Consider the following 22,805-nt stretch of genomic DNA (forward strand, 5'->3'; position numbering starts at 1 on the left):
TTGAGAGCGCAGAGCCTCGTCCGCGCTTCGTGGCTCAGCTATCGAACACAATCACGCTGCGCAGCGTCTTGCCCGCCTTCATGCTGGCAAAACCCTCGTTGATCTCGGGGAGCCTCAGCTTGGCCGAAATCCAGTCCTCCAGGTGCAGCCGGCCGCGCAGGTAGAAATCGACCAGGCGCGGCATGTCCACACGAAAGTGGTTCGAGCCCATGGACGAGCCCTGGATCCGGCGCTCGCGCAAAAAGTCGAAGCCGTGCAGCTCGATCTTCTGGCCGAACGGGATCATGCCGACGATGGTCGCGGTACCGCCAGAGGCGAGCATGCCGAAGGCCTGCTCGGCGGTCTCCTTGCGGCCGAGCACCTCGAACGAATGATGCACGCCGCCGTTGGTGAGATCGCGCACCTGCTTCACGACATCGCCGTCGGCGGGATTGATGATGTCGGTCGCGCCCAGCTTGGTCGCGAGTTGCAGCTTGGCCGGATTGGTGTCGATGGCGATGATGCGGCCGGCGCCCGCGATCTGCGCGCCGTTGATCGCGGCCATGCCGACGCCGCCGCAGCCGATCACGGCGACGGTCTCACCCGCAGTCACCTTCGCGGTGTTCACCACTGCGCCGTAGCCGGTGATGACGCCGCAGCCGATCAACGCCGCGAGATCGAGCGGCATCTCCTCGCGGATTTTGACGATCGCGTTCTCGTGCACCAGCATCTGCTCGGCAAAGGACGACAGGTTGAGGAACTGGTTCAGTTTCTCCGGCCTGTTCCACTGCATCCGGTTCGACGCGCCCGGCAACATTTTCACGGTTGTGTCGGTGCAGAGCACGGTGCGGCCGGTGGTGCAATTGTCGCAGGTGCCGCAGAACACCGACAGACAGGTCACGACGTGGTCGCCGGGCCTGACATAGGTGACATCCGAGCCGACCTGCTCGACGATTCCGGCCGATTCATGCCCGAGCACCGCGGGCAGCGGATGCGGATAAAGGCCTTCCATGAAATGCAGGTCGGAGTGGCAAAGGCCCGCAACCGCGGTGCGGATCAACACCTCGCGCGGGCCGGGTTTCGGCAGGCTGACATCCTCGATGACCAGCGGCTTGTTGACTTCATAAAGGACGGCGGCCTTCATCGAGTGCTCCCTATCGCTTTTCTTTGGTTTGGTGGCGCGCAGCCTACGCCGCCGCAATCAGTTCGCCAATGTCACTCATAGAAGCATCGCGATCGCCAAGCAGCAGCTCCGCGACCTTCGCTTGCGTGGCATTTTCCGTCAGCCGGAACAGATCGCTCGGCGTCACGCGATGGTCGATCACCAGCCGCGACAAGAGCAGCCGGCGCGCGTCGCCGCGCATCTCGTGGACGCGGTGCGCTTCCCAGGCCAGCGCGACGGCGCTGGCGATATGATAAAGCATGCTGGTCGCGCGCCGCGCATCGGCCTCGTTCTCGGACTTGCCCGCGACCTCGCGCGCAAAGCCGACCGCCCGATCGACAAAGCCGCGCAGCTTGTCGCGCCAGACCTGCGGCACGGAGACGCTGTCGTCCAGCCGTGCATGCAGATCGGCTGCCAGCGCGGATTCCGCGCCGTGGCGGCCGACCGCGCGCCGCAGCGCATCGATCGCGACGATGTTGCCGGTACCTTCCCAGACGGAGCCGAGATGCGCGTCGCGCAGCAGACGCGCCGTGGCGAATTCCTCGATATAGCCGATGCCGCCACGCATCTCGAGCGCATCGCCGCAGACTTTCCGCGCGTCGCGGGTGGCGCGGAATTTCAGCGTCGGCGTCAGGATGCGCAGCAGCACCGCCGCATCCTGGCTACCGGCTTCCGCGCGATCGAGCGCGTCGGCCGTCAGAAAGCTCATCGACAGCGCCTGCTCGACCGGCAGCATGATCTTCAGCATCTGGCGCCGGCCGAGCGGCAGATCGATGATACGGTTGCCGAACACGACGCGGTTCTTCGCCACGGCAAGCGCATCATGATAGGCGCGCCGCATCAGCGCCGTCGATTTCACGCCATTGGAGAGCCGCGACGAATTGACCATCTCGGCCATCTGTACGAAGCCGCGGTCGAGCCGGCCTACGGCATAAGCGATCGCGCCTTCGAGCTTGATCTCGCCGGAGGCCATCGAACGCGTGCCGAGCTTGTCCTTCAGACGCACGATCCGATAATGGTTCTGGGAGCCGTCGTCGAGGAATCGCGGCATCAGGAACAGCCCGACACCGCGCGTGCCGGGGCCGGCTCCCTCGGGCCGCGCCAGCAGCATCGCGACCTTCGCATCGGCGTTCGAGCAGAACCATTTCTCGCCATAGAGGCGCCAATGATCACCCTCCTGCACCGCTCGCGTGGTGAGTGTGCCGACGTCGGAGCCCCCTTCCTTCTCGGTCATGAACTGGCCGCCCTGGGTCAGCTTGCTCATGTCGGTCTGGGTCAGGCCATCGAGATATTTCGCTTTCAGCGCTTCGCTGCCGAAGTTCGCCAGCAGCTTGGCGCAGCCGTCGGTGACGTTGATCGGGCATCCCATGCCGAACTCGGTCTGGTTGAACAGAAACGTGAAGGCGTGTTTGGCCACAACAGGATATTTGTCCGGCCAGCCCATGATGCCCTTGCGGATCGAGAGCGCATGGATGCCGAACTCGCCAAAGGCGGCGTTCTCCAGCTCACGATAGGCAGGATGATATTCGATCGACTGCACGTCACGGCCGAACTTGTCGCGCTGGTGCAGCACCGGGGTGTGCCGGTCGGCGAGCCGCGCACATTCGTCGAGACGGCCGCCGGCCAGTTCGCCGAGGCGATCGAGATGCGGCTCGATATGGCGGAAGAGGTTGTCCGGCAGATGGATGCGCAGAAGATCAGTGAGCGCCTGATCGGCACGATAGAAGTTCATGCCTGATGTATCGGGCGCCAGCAGACCCGAAGGTGCGGCCGCGACGTTATTTGGCTGCGCTGTGACCGGCTTGTGCATGATCGTCCTCTTCGCTTCCGCCCGGCGGCATTCTTGACGCTTGCCGCTTGAGATGATGTCGATCATGCTCCCGTCGCGAGCAGCGATAAAGCCGCAAATTGTCAAGGAGGCATGATCGCCCTGAAGCAGCAATTCGCTCTGCGGAATTGTGATCGACTGCTCCAACGTCCCGGCTGGTTGCCCGCGTAGCGGATGCATAGATCAGCGGCTCCCGTCCCCGAGAGATCACGCCAGAGACCACATCATGGAACACCCGACATACAAGATTGCCCTCATCGTCGGCGCCGGCGAAGGCCTGAGCGCCTCGCTGGCGCGGCTGCTGTCCGCGCAAGGCATCCGCGTCGCGCTGGCCGCGCGCAAGATCGAGAAGCTTGGCGCGCTCTGTAGCGAGACCGGCGCCAAGGCCTACGCCTGCAACGCCACCGAGCCCGAGGAGGTCGAACGCCTGTTCGGCCTGGTCGAGCGCGAGATCGGCACACCCGATCTCGTCGTCTACAATGCCAGTGGCCGCGCCCGCGGACCGTTCGTAGACCTCGTTCCGGCCGACGTCGCGAACGCGATCGCGGTCAGCGCCTATGGCGGCTTCCTGGTGGCGCAGCAGGCGGCGAAGCGCATGCTGCCGAGCAAGCATGGCGCGATCCTGTTCACCGGCGCTTCGGCCAGCGTCAAGGGCTATGCGCAATCCGCCCCATTTGCGATGGGCAAGTTCGCGCTGCGCGGGCTGGCCCAGAGCATGGCTCGTGAGCTCTCGCCCCAGGGCATCCACGTTGCGCATTTCGTGATCGACGGGGGCATCCGCAGCGCGGCACGCGCGGAGGCGGCAGACAGGCCGGATTCGATGCTCGATCCCGATGCGATCGCGGAGAGCTATTGGAACGTGTTGCAGCAACCGCGCAGCGCCTGGAGCTGGGAGCTGGAGCTGCGTCCCTGGGTGGAGAAGTTTTGAGGGAGGTAGCATGACCACCGAAACCACCATCGATACCGGCACCAGCGAACTGCTCTGCGTCATTCGCGACCGTGTCGCCGTGATCACGCTGAACCGGCCGGAGGCGCGCAATTCGCTGTCGGACACCCTGACGCCGGCCCTGCGCACGATGATCCGCAGCTGCGGCGAGAATCCCGATGTCGGCGCACTGCTCATCACCGGCGCCGGCGGGGCGTTCTGTGCCGGTGGCAACGTCAAGGGCATGGGTGCGCATCGCGACCCCAAGAAGCAGCAGATGTCGCTGGAGGATCGTGTCGCCGATCTCCAGGAGCGGCAGCGGCTGCTGACCGGCGCGCTGGTGTCGGTGCGCAAGCCGACCATCGCAGCCCTGCCCGGCCCCGCGGTCGGCGCCGGGCTGGCCCTCGCCATGGCCTGCGACCTCCGCATTGCCGCGCAGTCGGCCTTCGTCGCCACCGGCTATGCCCGCATCGCGCTCTCGGGCGATTACGGCATCGCCTGGCTGTTGACGCGCCTCGTCGGCACCGCGCGGGCGCGCGAGCTGCTGTTCACCGGCGATCGCGTCGATGCCGCGCGCGCCGAGACGATCGGCCTCGTCAACCGTGTCGTGCCCGACGACAAACTGCAAGCCGAGGCGGTCGCCCTGGCAAAATCCCTCGCCGAGGGCCCGCGCCTGGCGCTGCGCTACATGAAAGACAACCTCGACGAGGCCCTGCTGTTCGATTTCGAGACCGCCAGGGATCACGAAGCCGAACGCCTGATCCGCCTGACCACGACAGCCGATCACAAGGAGGCGGTGCAGGCATTCATCGAGAAACGGAAAGCGGTATTCACGGGGAAGTAGGCGCGGCATCGTGTGAAAGCAAAAAAAGCCCGGCTCTGGCTTGGCCAGGCCGGGCTTGGAGTGGTGTCAGGCCGAGGCTGAGGGGCGTTCGGCCTGACGGGAAAGTGCGGCGAGACGCCAACTCGCGCACGGTACGTCCTTTGGCGCGAAGTGGATCTCCTTTTCGAAGCGCACCAGCTTCCAGTCGTCGGGATGATTGACGAAAGCAAACCCGGATTTGCGCGCGAGCGAGATCATGGTCTGGTTGGAGCGCAGCGTATCGCCGAAGATATGCTGGGCGCCGAGTGCGGCGGCGCGGCATTCGAGATTTTTCAGAAGCGCAGTCGCGATGCCGTGACCCTGCCAGCGGTCGTCGACCGAGAGGCCGAACTCCAGCGTCGATGTCTCCTCATGGAGAGCATAGCGCGCCTCGGCAACGATCGTCTCGAAGCCATCGACCACCTTGGTCGCAACCACGGTGAAACGTTCGCGCTCGCCGACCGCGAGGAAGTCGTGCAACAGCCCCTTCGGTAGTTCGCTGATCGCGCCGAAGAAGCGGTTGTAGCGGGAGCGGGTCGAGAGCGAACGGAAATAATGCTGAAGCTCGTCGGTGTCACCCGGCTCGACGAAGCGGACGTTTAGAGCCTCGCCTTGCCGGGTGCGCAGCGTGTCCGAATATTGCGTCAGGTCTTCCAGGCGATAGGTGCTCATGACATGAGCCTTGACGGAAGAATGTCGGAAGAAGGGACCGCCGGCGCCCCTGTGATCAGGCGGCGCCGGCCTGGCGGCCAGTCAGGCCCGCCAGAAGGGTTTGTCGGCCTCGTAGGCAATGTCAGTCCAGGACAGGCCGACGTCATGGAGGTCGCGAGCGGTCCAGTTGGTCAGCTCACGTCGGGTCCGGTAGCGCTCATGCCAGATATGGAGGGTCTCGCCGATCTGCTGGATCAGGCCCGGTGCATGACGATTTGTCATTGAATTGTGGGTCAAAGTGGACATCTTCAGCTCCTTGAGCTAACTTGCAGGCTAATATCTGCTTCTCAGTGCGCTGCCACAAACGACATTTTGTACCCTTTCGCATGATATAGTATCATGCATCATGCTGCCAGATGATTGCCAGATTACCCTCCCTGAACGGATTGCGGGCGTTTGAGGCTGCGGCGCGCCATCTCAGCTTCACGCTGGCGGCTAGCGAACTGAACGTGACCCAGACCGCGATCAGCCATCAGATCCGCAGGCTGGAGGAGGAACTCGGCATCCGCCTGTTCATCCGGCAGAACCGCGCACTGGCGCTGACCCCGGAAGCGCGCGACTACCTGCCGGGCGTGCGCGCCGCCTTCAATGACCTTCGCCTGGCCACCGACCGTCTGCTGCGCAAGGACGACGACAAGGTGCTGACGGTCTCGACGATAGCATCGCTCGCCGCAAAGTGGCTGCTGCCGCGGCTGACCGATTTCCAGGAGAGCCACCCCGGCATCGACGTCCGCATCACCACATCGACCAGCCTCGTCGATTTCCAGCGCGACAATGTCGACGCAGCCATCCGCTACGGGCGCGGCCAATGGCCGGGCGTGCGAGCCGACTGGTTGATGGCGGATGAGTTGTTTCCCGTATGCAGCCCGTCGCTGCTGCGTGGCGACAAGCCGTTGCGGACACCCGCGGATCTGAAAGACCACGTGCTGCTCCACACCAACAACAGCGACGATTGGCGGCTCTGGCTGACCGCGGCGGGCCTCGCGACGGGCATGTCGCAGCAACCCGGCATCACCTTCGACATGACGTTCATGACCGTGCAGGCGGCCATCGATGGCATGGGGGTCGCGATGGGACGGACCTCCTACGTGCAGGACGACATCGCCAAAGGCCGTCTCGTGGTGCCCTTCAGAATCGCGCTGCCATCGAATGCCGGTTTCTATCTCGTCTCACCGGACGGCCGCCGCGAGTCAGCGAAGCTCACTGCGTTCCGGCAATGGCTGATTGCTGCGACGCAAAATAAGGCTCACGGAATCAACAGCCTGGAGCCTGAAATTCATTGACACCGGAATTGGCAGCCCGCAGGGGTATGTCGGATTGCCGCACCACATATCTGTCGCATGCTGCGAAACCAGCTTCGGTCCGGCCACGTCTTGAGGGAATAGCGTCATGGCCGGACCAGCCGCATCAACCAATCCGCCCCAGATCAAGTCTCGCATCGGCGCGATCCTGCGCGCAACATCGGGCAATTTCCTCGAACAGTTCGACTTTTTCCTGTTCGGCTTCTATGCGCAGGACATCGCGAAGGCGTTTTTCCCCGCCGCCGACGAGACCGCCGCGCTGCTCAACGCATATGGCGTGTTCTGGCTCGGCGCGCTGATGCGCCCCGTCGGCGCCATCGTGCTCGGCTCCTACATCGATCGCATCGGTCGACGCCAGGGCCTGATCGTTACGCTGGCGCTCATGGCGCTCGGCACCGTGGTGATCGCGTTCTGCCCGTCTTACGCGGCGATCGGTGTTGCCGCACCGGTCATCGTCCTGATTGGCCGCTTGATCCAGGGGTTCTCGGCCGGCGTGGAGCTTGGCGGCGTCTCTGTTTACCTGTCCGAAATCGCGACACCAGGCAATCGCGGTTTCTACACCTCGTTCCAGTCGTCCAGTCAGCAGGTCGCGATCTTCGTCGCGGCGATCATCGGCTTCATCCTGAGAGAAGCCATGCCGGGCGACACCTTCCTGGATGTCTTCGGGGGAATCGCGAAGTGGCGGATCCCGTTCTTCGTCGGTTGCATCATCATCCCCGTCATTTTCATGTTGCGGCGCTCGCTCGAGGAAACGCCGGCCTTCCTGGCCATGAAGAAGCATCCGACCGCGCGCGAAGTCTTTGCTTCGGCGATCGCGAACTGGCGCATCGTCGTCCTCGGCATGATGATCGCCGTGCTGACCACGACAACCTTCTACTTCATCACGGTCTACGCCCCCGGCTTCGGCAAGCAGCTGAACCTCTCGCCGACGGGGACGTTGCTGGTGACGCTTCTGGTCGCGGTAACCAATTTCATCTGGAATCCGGTCGGCGGCGCGGTGTCCGACCGGATCGGCCGCAAGCCGGTCCTGCTCACCATCGCCATCCTCTCGCTGCTCACCGCCTATCCGGCGTTGCACTGGCTCGCAGCGGAGCCGACTCTCGGCAAATTGCTGGCGGTGCAGATGATGTTTTCGTTCTACTTTGGCGTCTACAGCGGCACCATGCTGGGATGCCTGGTCGAGATCGTGCCGGCACATGTCCGAACCACCTGTTTCTCGATCGCCTTCGCATTGGCCGCGGGCATCTTCGGCACGTCCACGCCCGCCATCGCGACCAAACTGATCAGCGCGACCAACGGGGACAAAGCCTCACCGGCATACTGGCTCATGTTCGGCGCGGCGCTCGGCATCATCGCCGCACTGATCGTCTATCGCGGAGGCAAGCAGGCGGTGCCGGCATACGATACGGCAGCGGAGCCGACGGCAGGACACTAGGCTTACAACTCAACCACCACGTAATCGCTCTCGACCTTCACCGCGAGAGTCTCCGCGACATACGGCCCCTTCACCACAGCCGCGCCCGACTCAGCACGCGCCGGGTAGGCTTTCACGCGAAAACGGCGGGGATCGCAATAGGATTGGCCGGTGCGGATGTCGAACTCCCAGCCGTGCCAGGGGCAGCGGATGATCTCGCCGAGTTTCGTATACGCGATCTCGCCGGGGTCCTTTGACTGCGCGAGCCCGATCAGGGGTCCCTCGCACAGCGCCGCGCCCTGGTGCGGGCAACGGTTCATCAGGCCGAAATACTCGCCCTTGATGTTGAAGACCGCGATCGGCCGTCCGTCGATCTCCAGAAATTTTCGCGTGCCGGGCGGAAGCTCATCGACCGCGGCAATCACATGCCGAGCCATCAATTGATCCCGTAGAGCGCGCGTGCATTCCCGAGATAAAACGCCTCGCGGTTGGCCTCGCTCACGCCCGCCGGCAGCACGCGCGACGGCTCGTCATAATCCCAATGCGGATAGTCGGTCGCGAACAACAACCTATCCCAGCCGATCCATTTGATCACATCGAACAGGTCCTCGCGGCTTTCAGGATCTTCCATCGGTTGCGTCGTCCACCACACCTGCTCACGGATATATTCCGACGGCGGCCGCTTCACATGCGGCACCTCGCTGCGCAAGCGCTGCCAGACCTTGTCGAGCCGCCAACCCAGCGACGGCGCCCAGCCGAATCCGGCCTCGATCATCACCATCTTCAGTTTCGGGAAGCGCTCGAACACGCCTTCCAGCACGAGACTCGCAAGCGCCGATTGCTGGCACTGCGAATGGCCGACCATCTCCTCGATGTAATAAGACGGCCATCCTGACGGCGTGATCGGGTTGCCGCCGAAGCCGAAAGCGTGGACACCGACCGGCAAGCCCGCCTCCTCCGCGGCCTGGTAAATCGGCCAGTAGCGGCGCTGGCCGAGCGGCTCGACATTGCGGCTGAGCAGCAGCACCTGCACGAAGTTCTTGTCGCCTGCGCGCTCGCGGATTTCGGCCGCAGCCGACAAACCGTCTTCATTGCCGACGACGATCGAAGCTTTCAGCCGCTTGTCCTTGCTGGTCCATTTGTCGATCTGCCAGTCGTTGATCGCCGAGCAGAGTGCCGCCGAGAGGTCGTGATTGCGGATGCCCTGCCCGGTGTTGAGTGGATTGAGCACGCCAAGCTGCACATTGTTCGGATCGAGCAGCTGCTTCTGCATGAAGGAGAGCGACGATCCCTGCGGCCCGCCTTCCGGCGGATAGGCGTCACGGCGCGACGCGTTTGGCTGGGCCTTCGGATAGGGCGGGCCTTCCATCATGCCCTGATAGGCGTGAACGCCGTAGACTTCGAGGTGATGCTGCCAGCGTTTGGCCAGATAAGGATAGAGCTCGGTCCGGGTCGCGCGCGCCGGATGGATGTCGCAGTCCGCAATCGCGGTCTTTGTCGTCAGAGGGGAAGCGGCTTCTTGGCTCTCGCGGAACTGGATATTCATCGCCTTGCCTCCTTTGGCAGCGGGCTCACGTCAGGCGGGGATAGGTTGCATACGGATTGTCGATCATGATCTTGCGCACGAGATCGGGGGTGAGCCCCGCGGGCAGCGCGTCCTGGCCGTCGAACTGCCAGTGTGGATAGTCCGTGGAGAATAGGACCAATTCGTCGGACTGCATATGATCAAACAGGCGAATTAATGTCGCCTCGTCCGGCGGCGCATCAAATGGCTGTAATGAGAAACGGATGTTGCTGCGCACAATCTCGAGCGGCGCGCGATCGACCCAGGGCGTCTCCATCCGCACCCCGCGCCAGAACTTGTGCAGGCGCCAGAGATAGGGCGAGAGCCAGGAGACGCCGGACTCCAGCATGACCATCTTCAGCCGCGGATATTTGGCGAAAACGCCCTCGACGATCAGGCTGGTGAGCTGGGTCTGGAACGCCTGGGCCTGACCGGCATAATCCTCGATATGGTAGGAACCCCAGCCCACCGCAGTCGGCGGATTGTGATAGGCAGAACCGGCGTGAATGCCGATCGGCAAATCGAGCCGTTCCGCCGCCTCATAGATCGGCCACAGCGCGCGCTTGCCGAGCGGCGTGTCGCCCATGACAAGCATCAGCACCTGCACGAAGCGCATGTCCTGCGCGCAGCGCTCGATCTCGACGACTGACTTCTCGACGCTCTGCGTCGGGATCACGATCGAGCCGCGCAGCCGGGAATCGCGATCGAGCCACTCCTTTGCCAGCCACTCATTCAGCGCGCGACAGAAGGCAGTCTGCATGTCTTCGGAAAACACCATCTGCACGCCATAGAGCGGATTGCAGATGGCATGCTTGAGCTGGAAGGGATCGAGCACATGACGCTGCATGTCCTCCAGGCTTTCGCCCGGCTTGCCATTCTCTGGGCGCCAATCGGGCCGCGCCACGATCGGCGAATTCTTGGGGTAGGATTGCGAGACGAGATCGACTATGCCGCGCGTCGTCACCTGGTCGCGCCAGTAGTCGTTCAGGTAAGGTAGCAGGCTGGTCAGATGCGGCACGGCCGGATGCACATCGCAATCCACGCCACCCGCGATCAGGGACGCCATCACGTCTCCCTTCTCACGTTTCCTCTCAAGTCTCCCGTCCGCCATTCAAGCAGGCCTGCTCCTCGCCCGCAACTCGGCCAAGGCTTTTGTCATATGCTAGGAAGACACAGCTCGGTTGCGAGGAACAGAGGTGCAGGCATGAAAGAGCTCATCGGAGTTGCGGAACAGGTCGCGGCAAAACTGATCGCGCGCAAGCAAACCATCGCGGTCGCGGAGTCCTCAGCCGGCGGCCTGATCGCGGCAAGCCTGCTCGCGGTCCCCGGCGCCTCCGCCTATTTCCTCGGCGGCGCCGTGGTCTATACCCGCGATGCCAGGCGCGTGCTGATGGATATTACGGATGAAGGAATGAAGGGCTTTCGTTCTTCGTCTGAACCCTACGCGAAGCTACTCGCCGAGCAGATGCGCGGCCGCTTCAGCTCCGTTTGGGGCCTGTCCGAGACCGGCGCGGCCGGCCCCACCGGCAACCGCTACGGCGATGCCGCCGGCCATAGCTGCATGGCCGTTGCCGGGCCGGCAGCGGAGGTGATGACGCTGGAGACCGGGAGCAACGACAGGTTCGCCAACATGCAGGTGTTCGCGGCGACTGCGTTGAAGCTGTTGCTGAGGAAGCTGGAGGGGTGAGCTTTCGACCGCCGGCAGCAATCACCTTCCCAAATGCCGCACAAAAATCCGCACCACATAGCCTTTGAACCGCGGGGCCTCGTCGTAGAGGTCCGACGCGATTCGCTCGATGCTCTCGCGCAGTGACGTGAACTGCGCCAGCCGCGCGCTGCTCTCGGTGCCCTGCATGCCTGCGAGCTCGTCCATCGCGGCATCGCTGATCTGGCATTGCACGGGCTCGCCATCATTCAGCATGGTGAAGCGGAAGGCCAGCCGTTCGAGGTCGTGGCCGATGATACTGTCGCGCAAAAGCGGCATCCAACTGTCCCGTTCGCGCCCCCGAACGGGACAATGCTGAAATTCGCGCGACTTGTCACCCCTCAGGTGGCGGCGGTCTCACGACCGGACTCCCCGGACGGCTTCAATACGCGAGAGCTGTTCCAGTGGCTTTGTCCAACGCGGCGGCCAATGACTTGTACTCCTCGCAATCCGTCCCGCAAATGGCCGCGATCCGGCTGAGATGAAACATCGCCTGCTCGCGATTGCCCTGCTCGAGCTGCCATAGACCATAATATTGCCAGGTCAGCACGTGGTTCGGGTCGATCTTCAGTGCGTGCTCGTACCAGACCTGTGATTGCTTGTAGTCACCCAGCTTGCGATAGGAGTAACCGATCAGGTTCGCGACATTCGCGCTGTCGTCGTGGCCGAGTGCCTTCAACTGCGCGATCGCGGCGGTGTAGTCGTTACGCTCGTAGATGGTGTCGTAGGCCACGCGGTAGCCCGCTGCAAACGCCGGATCATCGATACTGGATTGGTGGTTGGCCTTCTTGCCCTTCTGGGTGGCTTTGGTGCCGGTGCGCGCCGGATAGGTTGGAGCTGGCGTGCTCTGGCTGGCAGCCGGGTGCGCGAAGGGATCCATGCCGCCTCCGCCTCCAGCGCCACCACCGCCGCCGCCTCCACCTCCCGCGGCAAACGCCGGCGTGATTAACAAGGCTGCCGCAAATATACCCAGCGTGACGCGCCTGATCATTTTCGTGAACATCTCCGTCTCCTGTGCGTTCAAGCGGCCCCGGACGAATTGATAACCCTGCCTCGGCAGCATTATTCCGGGACGGTGGACGCATGGAGACGTCAGCGTTCGTATGACAGTCGTATTGTCCCTTACTGGAATGCGACTTCGGCAAAGCTGCGGAGCTTGCGCGAATGCAGCCGCTCGGATTCCTGCTGCTTGAGCCGTTCCAGCGCCTTCAGCCCGATATCGAGATGCTGGCCGACGCGGCGGCGATAGAATTCGCTGGCCATGCCGGCGAGCTTGATCTCGCCATGCAGCGGCTTGTCGGAGACACAAAGCAGCGTGCCATAGGGTACGCGGAAGCGATAACCATTGGCGGCGATCGCGGCCGATTCCATGTCCAGCGCGACCGCGCGGGACTGCGACAAGCGGCGGATCACTTCGGGCCCGGAAATCTCCCAATTGCGGTTGTCGACGCTGGCGACAGTACCGGTGCGCATCAGGCGCTTGAGCTCGAACCCCTCGAGGCCGGTGACGTCCTCGACCGCTTGCTCCAGCGCGACCTGCATCTCGGCCAGCGCCGGGATCGGCACCCACAGCGGCAACTCGCGATCGAGCACGTGGTCCTCGCGCACGTAACCATGCGCGAGCACGTAGTCGCCGAGCCGCTGCGTGTTGCGCAAGCCGGCACAATGTCCGAGCATCAGCCAGGCATGCGGCCGCAGCACCGCGACATGATCGGTGACGTTGCGCGCGTTGGACGGACCGGTGCCGATATTGATCAGGCTGATGCCGCGATAGCCGGGCATCTTCAGATGAAAGGCCGGCATCTGCGGCGTACGCGCGGGCGCGTCGCCGGTCGTTGCGCCGCCGCTATGCGTGATCATGTTGCCGGGCGCGACGAATGCTTCGAGTCCGGTCTCGCCGGACTGAAGCCGCTGCTGGCAGAGCTGCGCGAAAGCATCGACATAGAACTGGTAGTTGGTGAAGATCACGAAATTCTGGAAATGCTCGGGATCAGTGCCGGTGTAGTGGTACAGCCGCCGCAGCGAATAATCGACGCGGGCGGCGCGGAACAGCGACAGCGGCTCCGGCGCGCCGGGCTGAAGCTCGAAGGTGCCGTCCGCGATGGAATCATCCATGGTGGCCAGGTCAGGCACGTCGAACGCATCGCGCAGCGATCGTGCGACCGGCGAATTCTCGCTGGTGGTGATGGCGGCTTCGATGTTGATGTCGCGGCGATAGGCGAAGTGAATCGGGATCGGCTCGGCGGACTCGCCGATCTCGACGGGGACATCGTGGTTCTGGATCAACAGGCCGATCTGCTCGGTCAGATAGGCGCGAAACAGATCCGGCCGCGTCACGCTGGTCTCGTGCACGCCTGGGCCGGCGACGAAGCCATAAGCGAGACGCGAATCCAGCCGCGCATGCGTCGAAGTGGTGAGACGGACAAAGGGATAATAAGCCCGCACCCGCGTCGTGATCGCCTCGCCCGAGACATAAGCCTCGAACCGGTCGCGAAGAAATTTGGTGTTGCGTTCGTAGATCTCCTCAAGACGGGCCACGGCGAGACCGGCGTCGGTGAAGGATTTGGTGGCGATGGAGGGCGGAGATTGCATGGTTCGACCGTCGGGTTTTAGGCACCTGAGTCGAACTATAGCAAGATCGGAGCCGCGTCGTCATCGCGCGTGCAGCGATGCGCCAAGCGGTGACGAAAGAAGGATGACGTGCCTTTCGCCCGTCACTTCTCGCGGAAGGCACGCATGAACTGGTCGTGCAGCGGTTTCAAGAGGTACGACAGCATGGTGCGGTCGCCGGTCTGGACAAAGGCTTCGACCGGCATGCCGGGGATCAGCTTGGAATCGCCGAGCCGGGCGACCTCTTCGGCGGACATCGACACGCGGATCGTATAATAGCTCTGGCCCGTGCGCTGGTCCGTCGTGACGTCGGGCGAGACGCGACTGACGACACCGTTGAGCTCGGGTGTGGTGCGCTGATTGAAGGCGGAGAGGCGCAGCAGCGTCTTCTGGCCGATCTGCAGCTTGTCGATATCGACCGGGTTGACCTTGGCTTCCACCTGGAGGTCGTCTGTCTGCGGCACGATCAGCATCAAGGTGTCGCCGGCGGTGACGACGCCGCCGACGGTATGCACCGTCGATTGCAGCACCATGCCGTCCTGCGGGGCGCGGATGTCGACGCGGCGGAGCTGGTCCTCGGCCGCGACCTTGCGCTCGATCAGCTCGCCGATCTTGTCGTTGGTCTCGCGCAGATCCTTGGAGACCTCGCTCACCATATCCTTGTCGACCTGAATGATCTGCAGCTCGGTCTCGGTGATCTTGCCCTTGGCCTGCGCCCGCGAGGCGATGTATTGCGCGCGCTCGCCGTTGAGGCGGGCAGAGTCGCGCTCCAGCGTGGTCAGGCGCGAGATCTGCACCAGGTGCTTGTCATAGAGATCGCGCACACCGGTGAGTTCTTGTTGCACCAGGGAGATCTCCTTGTCCTTGGCCGTCTCCTGTGCGACGAGCCCCTCGATCTCCTCATTGAGCTGTTGGATGCGCTCACGCAGCTGCGCCTTCTGACCGGCGCGGCCGTTGACGCGGACGTCGAACAGCTTGCTCTCGCTGTCGATCAGCACCTTGACATCGGGATCGTTGGCACGCTCGAGCAGCGATGAAGGGAACTCGATCTTGTCGAGGCCGCGCTGCTCGGCCTGAAGCCGCGCCGCGCGCGCCTGCGCGGCGTCGAGATTCTTGGTGACGATGGCGAGATTGGCCCTGGTGACGGTGTCGTCGAGCCGCACCACGATGTCGCCAGCCTTGACCACGTCGCCGTCGCGTGCGCGCACCTCGCCGACCACGCCGCCGGTCGGGTGTTGCACCTTCTTGACGTTGGACTCGACCACGATCTGGCCCGGCGCGATCAGCGCACCCGAGATCTGCACCGTCGACGCCCAGCCGCCGAGGCCGACGCCCAGGAACGCCACGATTCCGAGGCCGAGGACCAGATGAAACTTGATCGAGTCCCGCACGCCCTTCTTCGCGGCAGGCTTTGTCCCGCCAACCGTCATCGTGCTCATGCTTTCGCCACTCCGCCTTCGCTGACGACCTTGATGGGCGTGGACGGCGCGACGCGGGACTGGAGTACCTGAGCGAGCACCTGCTCCTTCGGACCGAAGGCCTGCATCCGGCCGTCGCGGAGCACCAGGATCTGGTCGACCGCCTCGACGCCGATCGGCCGATGCGCCACCACGATGACGATGGCACCGCGCTCGCGCACACTGCGGATCGCGCGCGTCAGGGCCTCGTCACCCTCGGTGTCGAGATTGGAGTTGGGCTCGTCCAGCACGATCAGGAAAGGATTGCCGTAGAGCGCACGCGCCAGCGCCACGCGCTGGGCCTGGCCTGCGGAAAGCGAGGCGCCCTGCTCGCCGACCTGCGTATTGTAGCCCTCGCGCATCTTGATGATCATCTCGTGCACGCCGGCTTCCTTGGCCGCGGAAATGATGCCGTCGGAAGTCGCCTCCGGATCAAAACGGCTGATGTTCTGCGCGATCGTACCACCGAACAATTCGACGTCCTGCGGCAGATAGCCGATGTAACGGCCGAGCACGTCGGACGACCATTGATCGAGCGCCGCGCCGTCGAGCCGGACCTTGCCGCGGACCGGGTACCAGACGCCGACCAGCGCGCGGATCAGCGAGGATTTGCCGGAGCCGCTGGGTCCGATCACGCCGAGGCCGTTGCCGGCTTCGAGCGCAAAGGTGATGTCCTGGACGATGAGGCGCTGGTCGCCCGGGGCCACCATGGCGACGCCTTCGACCGAGAGGCGGCTGGTGGGCGCCTGCAATTGCGTCGGCATCGCCTGCGCCGGCATCTGTTCCAGAAGGCGGCTGAGGCGATGCCAGCTCTGGCGGGCCGCGACGAATGATTTCCAATGCGCGATCGCGAGATCGACCGGCGCCAGCGCGCGGGCAGACAGGATCGAACCCGCGATGATGATACCGGCGGTCGCCTCCTGGTGGATGACGAGCGTTGCGCCGACCGCGAGCACTGCCGATTGCAGCATCATGCGCAGCACTTTTGCGATGGCGCCGAGGCCGCCGGCGACGTCGCTCGCACGCTGATTGCCGGAGAGATATTTTTCGTTGGCTTCGCTCCAGCGCTGGTTGAGCCGGCCGGTCATGCCCATCGACACCAGCACTTCGGCGTTGCGGCGGCTGGACTGGGCGAGGTCGTTGCGCTGCGCGGCAAGGCTCATCGCCTCCTTCGCCGGCTGGCGGGACAGGAACTCGGTGACCAGCGTCAGGCCGACCAAGATGACGGCGCCGACCAGCGCGGTCAGGCCGATCATGACATGAAAGGCGAAACAGATGCCGAGATAGAGCGGCAGCCAGGGCAGGTCGAAGAATGCCCCCGGGCCCATGCTGCCGAGGAAGGAACGGACATTGTCGAGGTCGCGCAGCGGCTGCAGCCCCTCGTTGCGGCTGCCGACCCGCAGCGGCAGGCGGACGATGGTGTCGAACACGCGCTTGTTCAGCGCCTCGTCCAGCGCGGTGCCGACCCGTCCCAGGATGCGGCTGCGGATCATGTCGAGCACGCCCTGTGCCATATAGAGGCCACCGGCGAGGACGATCAGGCCGACGAGTGTCGGGATGCTGCGGCTCGGCAGCACCCGGTCGTAGACTTCCAGCATGAAGATCGACCCGGTCAGATAGAGCAGGTTGATCATGCAGCTCATCAAGCCGACGCCGACGAACGCCGTGCGGCAGGCACGCAGCGCGTCACCGAGCTCTGAACGGCGGAGGCCGGGAACGGCTGCCATCAGTCTGATCTCTTTCGGGTGAGGGGCAAAACCCCTGAATTCAAAGGCAAATCGAGGCGTGCTCGCCCCGGACTAATATCGCGTTCTCCCCGCGGGTAACGCAATCGAATTCATCCGGGCCTTGGCCACATCTACCCCGGACCGTCAGTTGCGCAAGTCCGGTTTTTCACAGTCTTTGCGGCTTTTTCTGGCAAAGACGGCGCCTCTCCCGGGCAACGGGAGAGGCGCAAGGTCGATCGAACGGCTCCCTGGCTAGAATCGGCCGCCGCCGCGCACCAGCCGAACCACCAGCAGCAGGATGACGGCGCCGATGGCGGAATAGATGATCTCCGAAACCAGCCCGAGGCCGAGATGGATGCCGAGCTTCGGGAACAGGAAACTCGCGACGAACGCGCCGGCGATGCCGATCAAGATGTCGCCGATGATGCCGAACCCGCTCCCCCGCACGACCTTGCCGGCGAGCCAGCCGGCAACCAGGCCGACGAACAGGATGATGACCAGGCTTTGACCAGAAATGTACATAAGTTGACGTCCCTCTCCGTGAACGGGGCCATGGAACCGGAACCGGGATGAATGCTGTCTGAATGGTGTTCCCGGAGCGACGGCTCGCGCCGGAAAGGCGAAAACAACCCCATGCACAGTAGCAACGGATCCGACGGCGGGCCCGGGATGGATTCTGACAACGCCATGCCGCCGTGAAGGATTTTTGGAGGAAGGCGCCTCAGCTCGCGAGCGCCTTCTCGGCTAGGTCACGACCACCGGCCCGGCCAGCACGCACCTTGTCGCCCTCCCCGGGCCGACCTCGACACTGTCAGGCAATCGCTCCAGACAACGCTGCTGGACGAGCTTGCAGCGGGGGGCGAAGGAGCAGTTGTGGGGCTTTTCGACCAGGGACGGCGGCGTACCGGGGATGGTTTCGAGACGGGCGCCGCGCTTGGCGCCATGGATGGTCGAGGCGAGCAGGCCCTTGGCGTAGGGGTGGACCGGCGAACGGACGATGTCGCGCAGGCTGGCCTGTTCCACGATCTGGCCCGCATACATCACGGCGACGCGGTCGCAGATCTCGATCGCAACACCGATGTCGTGGGTGACGAAAATGACGGACATGCCGAACTCGCGCTGCAATTCGCGCAGCAGCAGCAGGATCTGGATCTGCACGGTGGCATCGAGCGCCGTGGTCGGCTCGTCCGCCAGCAATATCTTGGGACGGCAGGCGAGCGCGAGCGCGATCATGGCGCGCTGGCGCATGCCGCCGGACATTTCGTGCGGATAGGCATCGAGCCGCCGTTTCGCCGAGGGGATGCGCACGACCTCGAGCATCTCCAGTGCCCGCGCCCGCCCGTCCGCAAAGCTCTTGCCTTCGTGACGCACGACGCTTTCGGCGATCTGCGCGCCGATGGTGTAGACGGGATCGAGCGCGAGCGCCGGCTCCTGAAAGATCATCGACACGACCCGGCCGCGGTACGACGACAGCTCCTCGTCGTGCATGGCGAGCACGTCGCGACCCATGACGTTGACGTGACCCGTGATCTGCGTGCGCTTCTTCGGCAACAGCCGCATCAGCGCACGCAAGGTCACGCTCTTGCCCGAACCGGACTCGCCGAGCAGGCCCAGCACCTCGCCATCGCCGAGCGAGAGACTGAGGTCGTTCACGGCGTGGACCGTACGTTCGCCGGTGAAGCGGATGTTGAGCCCTGAGATCTCGACGAGCTTTGTCATGACGGCAGTTCGGGCAACCTCTCGTGATAGTCGGTGACGCGCTGGAACGCGGCGCCGATGGTGAGCAGGGTCGCCTCATCGAAGGAGCGGCCGATCAGCTGCATGCCGATCGGCAGGCCGCTTTTGGCGAAGCCGGAGGGCATGGTCAGCGACGGCAGGCCCAGAAAGTTCACCGGACGGGTGAACAGCGTCAGCCGCTGCAACAGCGCCGGTGCGTTCGGCCCGCCGCCGACGTCGCTCTCCTCGATCGTCGGCGCCGGGACGGGCGATGCCGGTGCGATGATCGCGTCGACACCTGCGGCGGCCGCATTGTGCGCCGCGAGTGCCGGGCCACGCCAACGCATCGCCTCGAGATAGGTGACGGCGGGAACCGCGAGGCCGTTCTGGAGCCGCATCAGCGTCTGCGAACCGTAGTCCTGCGGCCGTTCGATCATCCAGCGCTTGTGGAAGGCGGCAGCCTCGGCTGCCAGCACGAGCTGGCTGGCGGAAGACAATTGCCGCTGGTCCGGCAGCTCGACCTTGACGATGTCGGCACCGTCACGCTTGAGCACCGCAATGGTCTCGTCCAGCACGCGCGCGACCTCGCTGTCGAGATCGTCGACATAGTACGATGCGGGCACGCCGACTTTGAGGCCCTTCAGCGAGCCTCTGGTCGCGCCGACGTAATCCGACAGCGGTTCGTGGCTGGCGGTCGAATCTTCGGGGTCCGGGCCGGCCATCAGCGCCAGCAGCAAGGCGCAGTCTTCGGCGGTGCGCGCGAGCGGCCCGACCGTGTCGAGCGATTGCGACAGCGGCATCGCACCGGCGCGGCTGACGCGACTCCAAGTCGTCTTCAGACCCGTGACGCCGCAGAAATGCGCGGGCATGCGGATCGAGCCGCCGGTGTCGGAGCCCAGCGCCGCAAAAGTAAGCCGCGCGGCGACCGCCGAGCCCGAGCCAGAGGACGAGCCGCCGGTGATATGCGCGACGTTCCAGGGATTGCGCACCGGACCATAATGGGCGTTGTGCCCGGTCGGCCCATAGGCGAACTCGGCCAGATGCAGCGTGCCGAGCCTGATCTGGCCGGCATCCTTGAGCCGCTGCAGGGCGGTCGATGTCACGGTCGGCACGAAATCGCGGCGGATCCGCGAGCCGCAGGTCGCGACCTTGCCCGCATCGTAATACATGTCCTTGTGGGCGAGCGGCACGCCGTGCAGCGGACCACGCAGCTCGCCCTTGGCAAGCTCGGCATCGGCGGCATCGGCCGCCTTCAGCGCGGCTTCGGGCTCGACCGACATGAAGGCGTTGAGATGCGGCTGCCACTGCGCGATGCGATGCAGCAGCGCGCGTGTCACCTCATGCGAGGAGACCTGCTTCATCGCGATCGCACGCGCGACCTCGGTGAGCGTCATCAAGGCAGGCTCAGCGCTCATTTCGACACCTTCCGGGTCTGCGCAAGCGGATAGAGCGCGGGCTCGAGGTCGAACGGCAGCGTGCCGGCGATGGCGGCAAAGCCTTCGAAGGCGGGTCCGATGGAGTTGGAGATGCGCGTCGCGATCTCATCGTCCAGGGGAATACCGGCGATCCGTGCCGTTGCCTGGATTTCCTTTGTCGTCGGTCTCGTCATGCGGTTTCCTCTTTGGGCGCACGGCTATGGCCTGATCCCGGAATGGCCATGTAGCAGGCGGCCTCGTGCCCCATATTATCGAGCGCGGTGAGCTTTGGTGTCGCATTTGCGCAGAGCGGCTCCGCAAACGGACAACGGGTGTGGAAGCGGCAGCCCGCAGGCGGATCGATCGGATTGGGTGGATCGCCCGAGATCGGCGGCTTCTCGGTGCGCCTGTCAGGATCAGAGGACGGCATCGCTGCAAGAAGCGCGCGCGTATAGGGATGCGCAGGCGCATCCCAGACCTGATCGACCGGGCCGAGCTCGACGACCTCGCCGAGATACATCACCAGCACCCGGTCCGAGATGTAGCGGACGACGTTGAGGTCGTGGCTGATGAAAAGATAAGTCAGGCCGAATTCGCGCTTGAGATCGGCGAGCAGATTGAGCACCTGGGCCTCGACGGATTTGTCGAGCGCCGAGACGGCCTCATCCAGGATCACCAGGCGCGGCGATAGCGCCAGCGCGCGTGCGATGTTGACGCGCTGCCGCTGGCCGCCCGAGATTTCGTGCGGATAGCGGTTGGCGAAGTTTGCAGGGACCAGACCGACCTTGCCGAGCAGCTCGCGGGCCAGCGCGTGCGCCGCACCATGGGCCATGCCGTGCACCTTCGGCCCAAACGCGATCGATTCCTCGATCGTCAGGCGCGGATTCAGTGAGGCGTAGGAATCCTGGAACACCATCTGCATGCCGCGGCGCAGATCGCGCAGCGACAACGACCGTCCGACGGTCATGCCGTCATAGATGATGTCGCCGTCATCGCGCGACATCAGGTGCATCAGCAGCCGCGCGGTGGTGGACTTGCCGCAGCCGGACTCGCCGACGATGCCGACCGTCTCGCCCTTGGCGACGGAGAAGGACACATTGTCCACGGCGCGAACGGTCCGCTTGGCGGCGAACAGCCCGCCACGCACCGGAAAATGTTTTGTGAGACCGCTGACCTGCAGCAACGGCTGCGCGAGGCCGCCGCGGTCTTCGACCTGCTCCAGCATGGCGACGGAAGTGTTGGTCTCGCTCATTGCCGCGGCCTCGTCCCCGTCGGGGAGAGGTCGCGCCGAAGGCGCGGGTGAGGGGGCGCGGCAAACTCGACGGAGCGTAACCCCTCACCCGGATTGCATGTTGCGATGCAATCCGACCTCTCCCTTCGGGAGAGGTGTGGCACCGACGTCGCCGCGCTCAGATCGTCTCTCATGGTCTCAGTTCCTGATGTCCATGGCGCTGCGCAGTCCGTCCGAGAGCAAATTGAAGCAGATCGACACCGCGAAGATCATCGCGCCCGGAAGCGCTGCGACCCAGGGATTGACGTAGATCGCGGTACGAAGCGTGTTCAGCATCAGGCCCCATTCCGGCTCCGGCGGCTTGGTGCCGAGGCCGAGGAAGGACAGACCGGCCGCCAGGATCATCGAGACCGAAATGAGACTGGTCGCATAGACGAAGATCGAACCGAGCACGTTGCCGAGGATGTGCACGCGCATGATCGTGAATGGCCCCGCACCCGAGGCGCGCGCGGCTTCAACGAAATCCATGTTGCGCACGCCGGTGGTGACGCTTTCGGCGACACGGGCGATCTGCGGCACGAACACGATGGTCAGCGCTACGATGGAGTTGAGGATGCCGGCGCCGAGCGCGCCTGATATCGCGATCGCCAGCAGCACGGAAGGGAAGGCGTAGAACACGTCGACCGTGCGCATGATCGCGGTGTTGAGCTTGCCTCCGACATAGCCGGCAACGAGGCCGAGCGAGGTGCCGATGCCGAAGGCGAGAATGACGGGCAAGATGCCGATGACGAGCGAGAGCCGGCCGCCATAGATCAGCCGCGCCAGCATATCGCGGCCAAGCTCGTCGGTGCCGAGCGGATAGCCCGCCGTGCCGATGTGGCGCAGGCGGCGGATCATCGAGCCCTTGTAGGGATCCTCGAGCCCGAGCCAGGGTGCGAGGATCGCGGAAATGAAGATCAAGAGCAGCACGATGGCGCAGGCCATGCTGACCTTGTCGCGCAGGATGCGACGGGCAACCGTCGCCCAATAGCCGCGCGCCTTGGTCGCGGGCGCAGCCTGGAGCGCGGCTTCGGTGGCGGCGGACAAAGGGAGCTCGGTCATCGGCTAGCCCCCGCAAAATTTTGGTTCGGTCGGTGCAAGCCAAGGAGGCGGTGCACCTCTCCCGCTTGCGGGAGAGGTCGCGCCCAACGGGTCGCGC

General features: G+C 64.4%; 23 protein-coding genes. 5 read left to right on the top strand and 18 right to left on the bottom strand.

The window, feature by feature from the left end; genetic code table 11:
- Nucleotides 1-34: 34 nt before the first annotated feature.
- Together ACVIIW_RS06320 and ACVIIW_RS06325 are read right to left on the bottom strand one after the other, a co-directional pair.
- Nucleotides 35-1,123, bottom strand: a complete 1,089-nt coding sequence (locus tag ACVIIW_RS06320; RefSeq protein ID WP_456699955.1) for a Zn-dependent alcohol dehydrogenase — start codon at nucleotides 1,121-1,123, stop codon at nucleotides 35-37.
- A gap of 43 nt (nucleotides 1,124-1,166) precedes the next feature.
- Nucleotides 1,167-2,951: an acyl-CoA dehydrogenase family protein gene (locus ACVIIW_RS06325; protein ID WP_456699956.1), complete on the bottom strand. Its 1,785-nt coding sequence runs from the start codon at nucleotides 2,949-2,951 to the stop codon at nucleotides 1,167-1,169.
- Nucleotides 2,952-3,195: 244 nt separating this feature from the next.
- Here ACVIIW_RS06325 and ACVIIW_RS06330 point away from each other — a divergent pair, with 244 nt between their 5' ends.
- Nucleotides 3,196-3,897: an SDR family NAD(P)-dependent oxidoreductase gene (locus ACVIIW_RS06330; RefSeq protein WP_456699957.1), complete on the top strand. Its 702-nt coding sequence runs from the start codon at nucleotides 3,196-3,198 to the stop codon at nucleotides 3,895-3,897.
- A gap of 10 nt (nucleotides 3,898-3,907) precedes the next feature.
- Nucleotides 3,908-4,738 (top strand): enoyl-CoA hydratase, encoded by an 831-nt coding sequence (locus ACVIIW_RS06335; protein ID WP_456699958.1) that lies wholly within the window; start codon nucleotides 3,908-3,910, stop codon nucleotides 4,736-4,738.
- 66 nt (nucleotides 4,739-4,804) lie between these two features.
- Here the strand turns inward: ACVIIW_RS06335 and ACVIIW_RS06340 are convergent, their stop codons facing one another.
- Complete coding sequence (locus ACVIIW_RS06340; RefSeq protein ID WP_456699959.1) at nucleotides 4,805-5,428, bottom strand: N-acetyltransferase family protein; 624 nt, start codon at nucleotides 5,426-5,428, stop codon at nucleotides 4,805-4,807.
- Between the two features lie 81 nt (nucleotides 5,429-5,509).
- A complete protein-coding gene (locus tag ACVIIW_RS06345; protein ID WP_456699960.1) occupies nucleotides 5,510-5,713 on the bottom strand; it encodes a DUF1127 domain-containing protein in 204 nt (67 codons plus the stop codon).
- A 110-nt stretch (nucleotides 5,714-5,823) separates the two neighbouring features.
- Between ACVIIW_RS06345 and ACVIIW_RS06350 the strand changes: the two genes are divergently transcribed.
- Together ACVIIW_RS06350 and tcuC are read left to right on the top strand one after the other, a co-directional pair.
- Complete coding sequence (locus tag ACVIIW_RS06350; protein WP_456699961.1) at nucleotides 5,824-6,750, top strand: transcriptional regulator GcvA; 927 nt, start codon at nucleotides 5,824-5,826, stop codon at nucleotides 6,748-6,750.
- 106 nt (nucleotides 6,751-6,856) lie between these two features.
- On the top strand, nucleotides 6,857-8,203 hold the full coding sequence (tcuC, locus tag ACVIIW_RS06355) for a tricarballylate/proton symporter TcuC (RefSeq protein WP_456699962.1): 1,347 nt from the start codon (nucleotides 6,857-6,859) through the stop codon (nucleotides 8,201-8,203).
- 2 nt (nucleotides 8,204-8,205) lie between these two features.
- Here the strand turns inward: tcuC and ACVIIW_RS06360 are convergent, their stop codons facing one another.
- The 3 genes from ACVIIW_RS06360 to ACVIIW_RS06370 are packed head-to-tail and all read right to left on the bottom strand — an operon-like array spanning nucleotide 8,206 to nucleotide 10,812.
- Nucleotides 8,206-8,619 (bottom strand): Rieske (2Fe-2S) protein, encoded by a 414-nt coding sequence (locus tag ACVIIW_RS06360; protein ID WP_456699963.1) that lies wholly within the window; start codon nucleotides 8,617-8,619, stop codon nucleotides 8,206-8,208.
- Entirely contained in the window at nucleotides 8,619-9,728 is a 1,110-nt protein-coding gene (locus ACVIIW_RS06365; RefSeq protein WP_456699964.1) for an amidohydrolase family protein, read from the bottom strand. Before ACVIIW_RS06365 ends, ACVIIW_RS06360 begins: the two co-directional genes overlap by 1 nt.
- A 25-nt stretch (nucleotides 9,729-9,753) precedes the next feature.
- Nucleotides 9,754-10,812, bottom strand: coding sequence for an amidohydrolase family protein (locus ACVIIW_RS06370; protein WP_456699965.1), 1,059 nt, complete (start codon nucleotides 10,810-10,812; stop codon nucleotides 9,754-9,756).
- 138 nt (nucleotides 10,813-10,950) lie between these two features.
- Between ACVIIW_RS06370 and ACVIIW_RS06375 the strand changes: the two genes are divergently transcribed.
- Nucleotides 10,951-11,433 carry a CinA family protein gene (locus ACVIIW_RS06375; protein ID WP_456699966.1) on the top strand — a complete coding sequence of 161 codons (483 nt, stop codon included), beginning with the start codon at nucleotides 10,951-10,953 and terminating at the stop codon, nucleotides 11,431-11,433.
- Nucleotides 11,434-11,454: 21 nt separating this feature from the next.
- Here the strand turns inward: ACVIIW_RS06375 and ACVIIW_RS06380 are convergent, their stop codons facing one another.
- From ACVIIW_RS06380 to ACVIIW_RS06430, 11 genes are all read right to left on the bottom strand, one after another.
- A complete protein-coding gene (locus tag ACVIIW_RS06380) occupies nucleotides 11,455-11,730 on the bottom strand; it encodes a DUF1488 family protein (protein ID WP_456699967.1) in 276 nt (91 codons plus the stop codon).
- A 103-nt stretch (nucleotides 11,731-11,833) separates the two neighbouring features.
- The gene (locus tag ACVIIW_RS06385) at nucleotides 11,834-12,454 is read right to left on the bottom strand and encodes a tetratricopeptide repeat protein (RefSeq protein WP_456699968.1); all 621 of its coding nucleotides are present in this window, start codon (nucleotides 12,452-12,454) and stop codon (nucleotides 11,834-11,836) included.
- Nucleotides 12,455-12,573: 119 nt separating this feature from the next.
- Entirely contained in the window at nucleotides 12,574-14,043 is a 1,470-nt protein-coding gene (locus ACVIIW_RS06390; RefSeq protein ID WP_456699969.1) for an AMP nucleosidase, read from the bottom strand.
- Nucleotides 14,044-14,165: 122 nt separating this feature from the next.
- Nucleotides 14,166-15,500, bottom strand: coding sequence for an HlyD family type I secretion periplasmic adaptor subunit (locus ACVIIW_RS06395; protein ID WP_456699970.1), 1,335 nt, complete (start codon nucleotides 15,498-15,500; stop codon nucleotides 14,166-14,168).
- A complete protein-coding gene (locus ACVIIW_RS06400; RefSeq protein WP_456699971.1) occupies nucleotides 15,497-17,245 on the bottom strand; it encodes a type I secretion system permease/ATPase in 1,749 nt (582 codons plus the stop codon). The genes ACVIIW_RS06395 and ACVIIW_RS06400 overlap by 4 nt, the downstream gene beginning before the upstream one ends.
- Nucleotides 17,246-17,497: 252 nt before the next feature.
- Nucleotides 17,498-17,767: a GlsB/YeaQ/YmgE family stress response membrane protein gene (locus ACVIIW_RS06405; protein ID WP_456699972.1), complete on the bottom strand. Its 270-nt coding sequence runs from the start codon at nucleotides 17,765-17,767 to the stop codon at nucleotides 17,498-17,500.
- 222 nt (nucleotides 17,768-17,989) lie between these two features.
- On the bottom strand, nucleotides 17,990-18,964 hold the full coding sequence (locus ACVIIW_RS06410) for an ABC transporter ATP-binding protein (RefSeq protein WP_456699973.1): 975 nt from the start codon (nucleotides 18,962-18,964) through the stop codon (nucleotides 17,990-17,992).
- On the bottom strand, nucleotides 18,961-20,376 hold the full coding sequence (locus ACVIIW_RS06415) for an amidase (RefSeq protein WP_456699974.1): 1,416 nt from the start codon (nucleotides 20,374-20,376) through the stop codon (nucleotides 18,961-18,963). The genes ACVIIW_RS06410 and ACVIIW_RS06415 overlap by 4 nt, the downstream gene beginning before the upstream one ends.
- Nucleotides 20,373-20,570 carry a hypothetical protein gene (locus tag ACVIIW_RS06420; protein ID WP_456699975.1) on the bottom strand — a complete coding sequence of 66 codons (198 nt, stop codon included), beginning with the start codon at nucleotides 20,568-20,570 and terminating at the stop codon, nucleotides 20,373-20,375. The genes ACVIIW_RS06415 and ACVIIW_RS06420 overlap by 4 nt, the downstream gene beginning before the upstream one ends.
- On the bottom strand, nucleotides 20,567-21,628 hold the full coding sequence (locus ACVIIW_RS06425; RefSeq protein ID WP_456699976.1) for an ABC transporter ATP-binding protein: 1,062 nt from the start codon (nucleotides 21,626-21,628) through the stop codon (nucleotides 20,567-20,569). The genes ACVIIW_RS06420 and ACVIIW_RS06425 overlap by 4 nt, the downstream gene beginning before the upstream one ends.
- A 177-nt stretch (nucleotides 21,629-21,805) precedes the next feature.
- Nucleotides 21,806-22,708 (bottom strand): ABC transporter permease, encoded by a 903-nt coding sequence (locus ACVIIW_RS06430; RefSeq protein WP_456699977.1) that lies wholly within the window; start codon nucleotides 22,706-22,708, stop codon nucleotides 21,806-21,808.
- Between the last annotated feature and the right edge of the window lie 97 nt (nucleotides 22,709-22,805).

Source organism: Bradyrhizobium sp. USDA 4449 (genome assembly GCF_054056275.1).

What these genes read in the sequence shown, in the direction of transcription:
- ACVIIW_RS06320 (WP_456699955.1), bottom strand. Translation starts at nt 1,123, where the DNA reads ATGAAGGCCGCCGTCCTTTATGAAGTCAACAAGCCGCTGGTCATCGAG.
- ACVIIW_RS06325 (WP_456699956.1), bottom strand. Translation starts at nt 2,951, where the DNA reads ATGCACAAGCCGGTCACAGCGCAGCCAAATAACGTCGCGGCCGCACCT.
- ACVIIW_RS06330 (WP_456699957.1), top strand. Translation starts at nt 3,196, where the DNA reads ATGGAACACCCGACATACAAGATTGCCCTCATCGTCGGCGCCGGCGAA.
- ACVIIW_RS06335 (WP_456699958.1), top strand. Translation starts at nt 3,908, where the DNA reads ATGACCACCGAAACCACCATCGATACCGGCACCAGCGAACTGCTCTGC.
- ACVIIW_RS06340 (WP_456699959.1), bottom strand. Translation starts at nt 5,428, where the DNA reads ATGAGCACCTATCGCCTGGAAGACCTGACGCAATATTCGGACACGCTG.
- ACVIIW_RS06345 (WP_456699960.1), bottom strand. Translation starts at nt 5,713, where the DNA reads ATGTCCACTTTGACCCACAATTCAATGACAAATCGTCATGCACCGGGC.
- ACVIIW_RS06350 (WP_456699961.1), top strand. Translation starts at nt 5,824, where the DNA reads ATGATTGCCAGATTACCCTCCCTGAACGGATTGCGGGCGTTTGAGGCT.
- tcuC (WP_456699962.1), top strand. Translation starts at nt 6,857, where the DNA reads ATGGCCGGACCAGCCGCATCAACCAATCCGCCCCAGATCAAGTCTCGC.
- ACVIIW_RS06360 (WP_456699963.1), bottom strand. Translation starts at nt 8,619, where the DNA reads ATGGCTCGGCATGTGATTGCCGCGGTCGATGAGCTTCCGCCCGGCACG.
- ACVIIW_RS06365 (WP_456699964.1), bottom strand. Translation starts at nt 9,728, where the DNA reads ATGAATATCCAGTTCCGCGAGAGCCAAGAAGCCGCTTCCCCTCTGACG.
- ACVIIW_RS06370 (WP_456699965.1), bottom strand. Translation starts at nt 10,812, where the DNA reads ATGGCGTCCCTGATCGCGGGTGGCGTGGATTGCGATGTGCATCCGGCC.
- ACVIIW_RS06375 (WP_456699966.1), top strand. Translation starts at nt 10,951, where the DNA reads ATGAAAGAGCTCATCGGAGTTGCGGAACAGGTCGCGGCAAAACTGATC.
- ACVIIW_RS06380 (WP_456699967.1), bottom strand. Translation starts at nt 11,730, where the DNA reads ATGCCGCTTTTGCGCGACAGTATCATCGGCCACGACCTCGAACGGCTG.
- ACVIIW_RS06385 (WP_456699968.1), bottom strand. Translation starts at nt 12,454, where the DNA reads ATGTTCACGAAAATGATCAGGCGCGTCACGCTGGGTATATTTGCGGCA.
- ACVIIW_RS06390 (WP_456699969.1), bottom strand. Translation starts at nt 14,043, where the DNA reads ATGCAATCTCCGCCCTCCATCGCCACCAAATCCTTCACCGACGCCGGT.
- ACVIIW_RS06395 (WP_456699970.1), bottom strand. Translation starts at nt 15,500, where the DNA reads ATGAGCACGATGACGGTTGGCGGGACAAAGCCTGCCGCGAAGAAGGGC.
- ACVIIW_RS06400 (WP_456699971.1), bottom strand. Translation starts at nt 17,245, where the DNA reads ATGGCAGCCGTTCCCGGCCTCCGCCGTTCAGAGCTCGGTGACGCGCTG.
- ACVIIW_RS06405 (WP_456699972.1), bottom strand. Translation starts at nt 17,767, where the DNA reads ATGTACATTTCTGGTCAAAGCCTGGTCATCATCCTGTTCGTCGGCCTG.
- ACVIIW_RS06410 (WP_456699973.1), bottom strand. Translation starts at nt 18,964, where the DNA reads ATGACAAAGCTCGTCGAGATCTCAGGGCTCAACATCCGCTTCACCGGC.
- ACVIIW_RS06415 (WP_456699974.1), bottom strand. Translation starts at nt 20,376, where the DNA reads ATGAGCGCTGAGCCTGCCTTGATGACGCTCACCGAGGTCGCGCGTGCG.
- ACVIIW_RS06420 (WP_456699975.1), bottom strand. Translation starts at nt 20,570, where the DNA reads ATGACGAGACCGACGACAAAGGAAATCCAGGCAACGGCACGGATCGCC.
- ACVIIW_RS06425 (WP_456699976.1), bottom strand. Translation starts at nt 21,628, where the DNA reads ATGAGCGAGACCAACACTTCCGTCGCCATGCTGGAGCAGGTCGAAGAC.
- ACVIIW_RS06430 (WP_456699977.1), bottom strand. Translation starts at nt 22,708, where the DNA reads ATGACCGAGCTCCCTTTGTCCGCCGCCACCGAAGCCGCGCTCCAGGCT.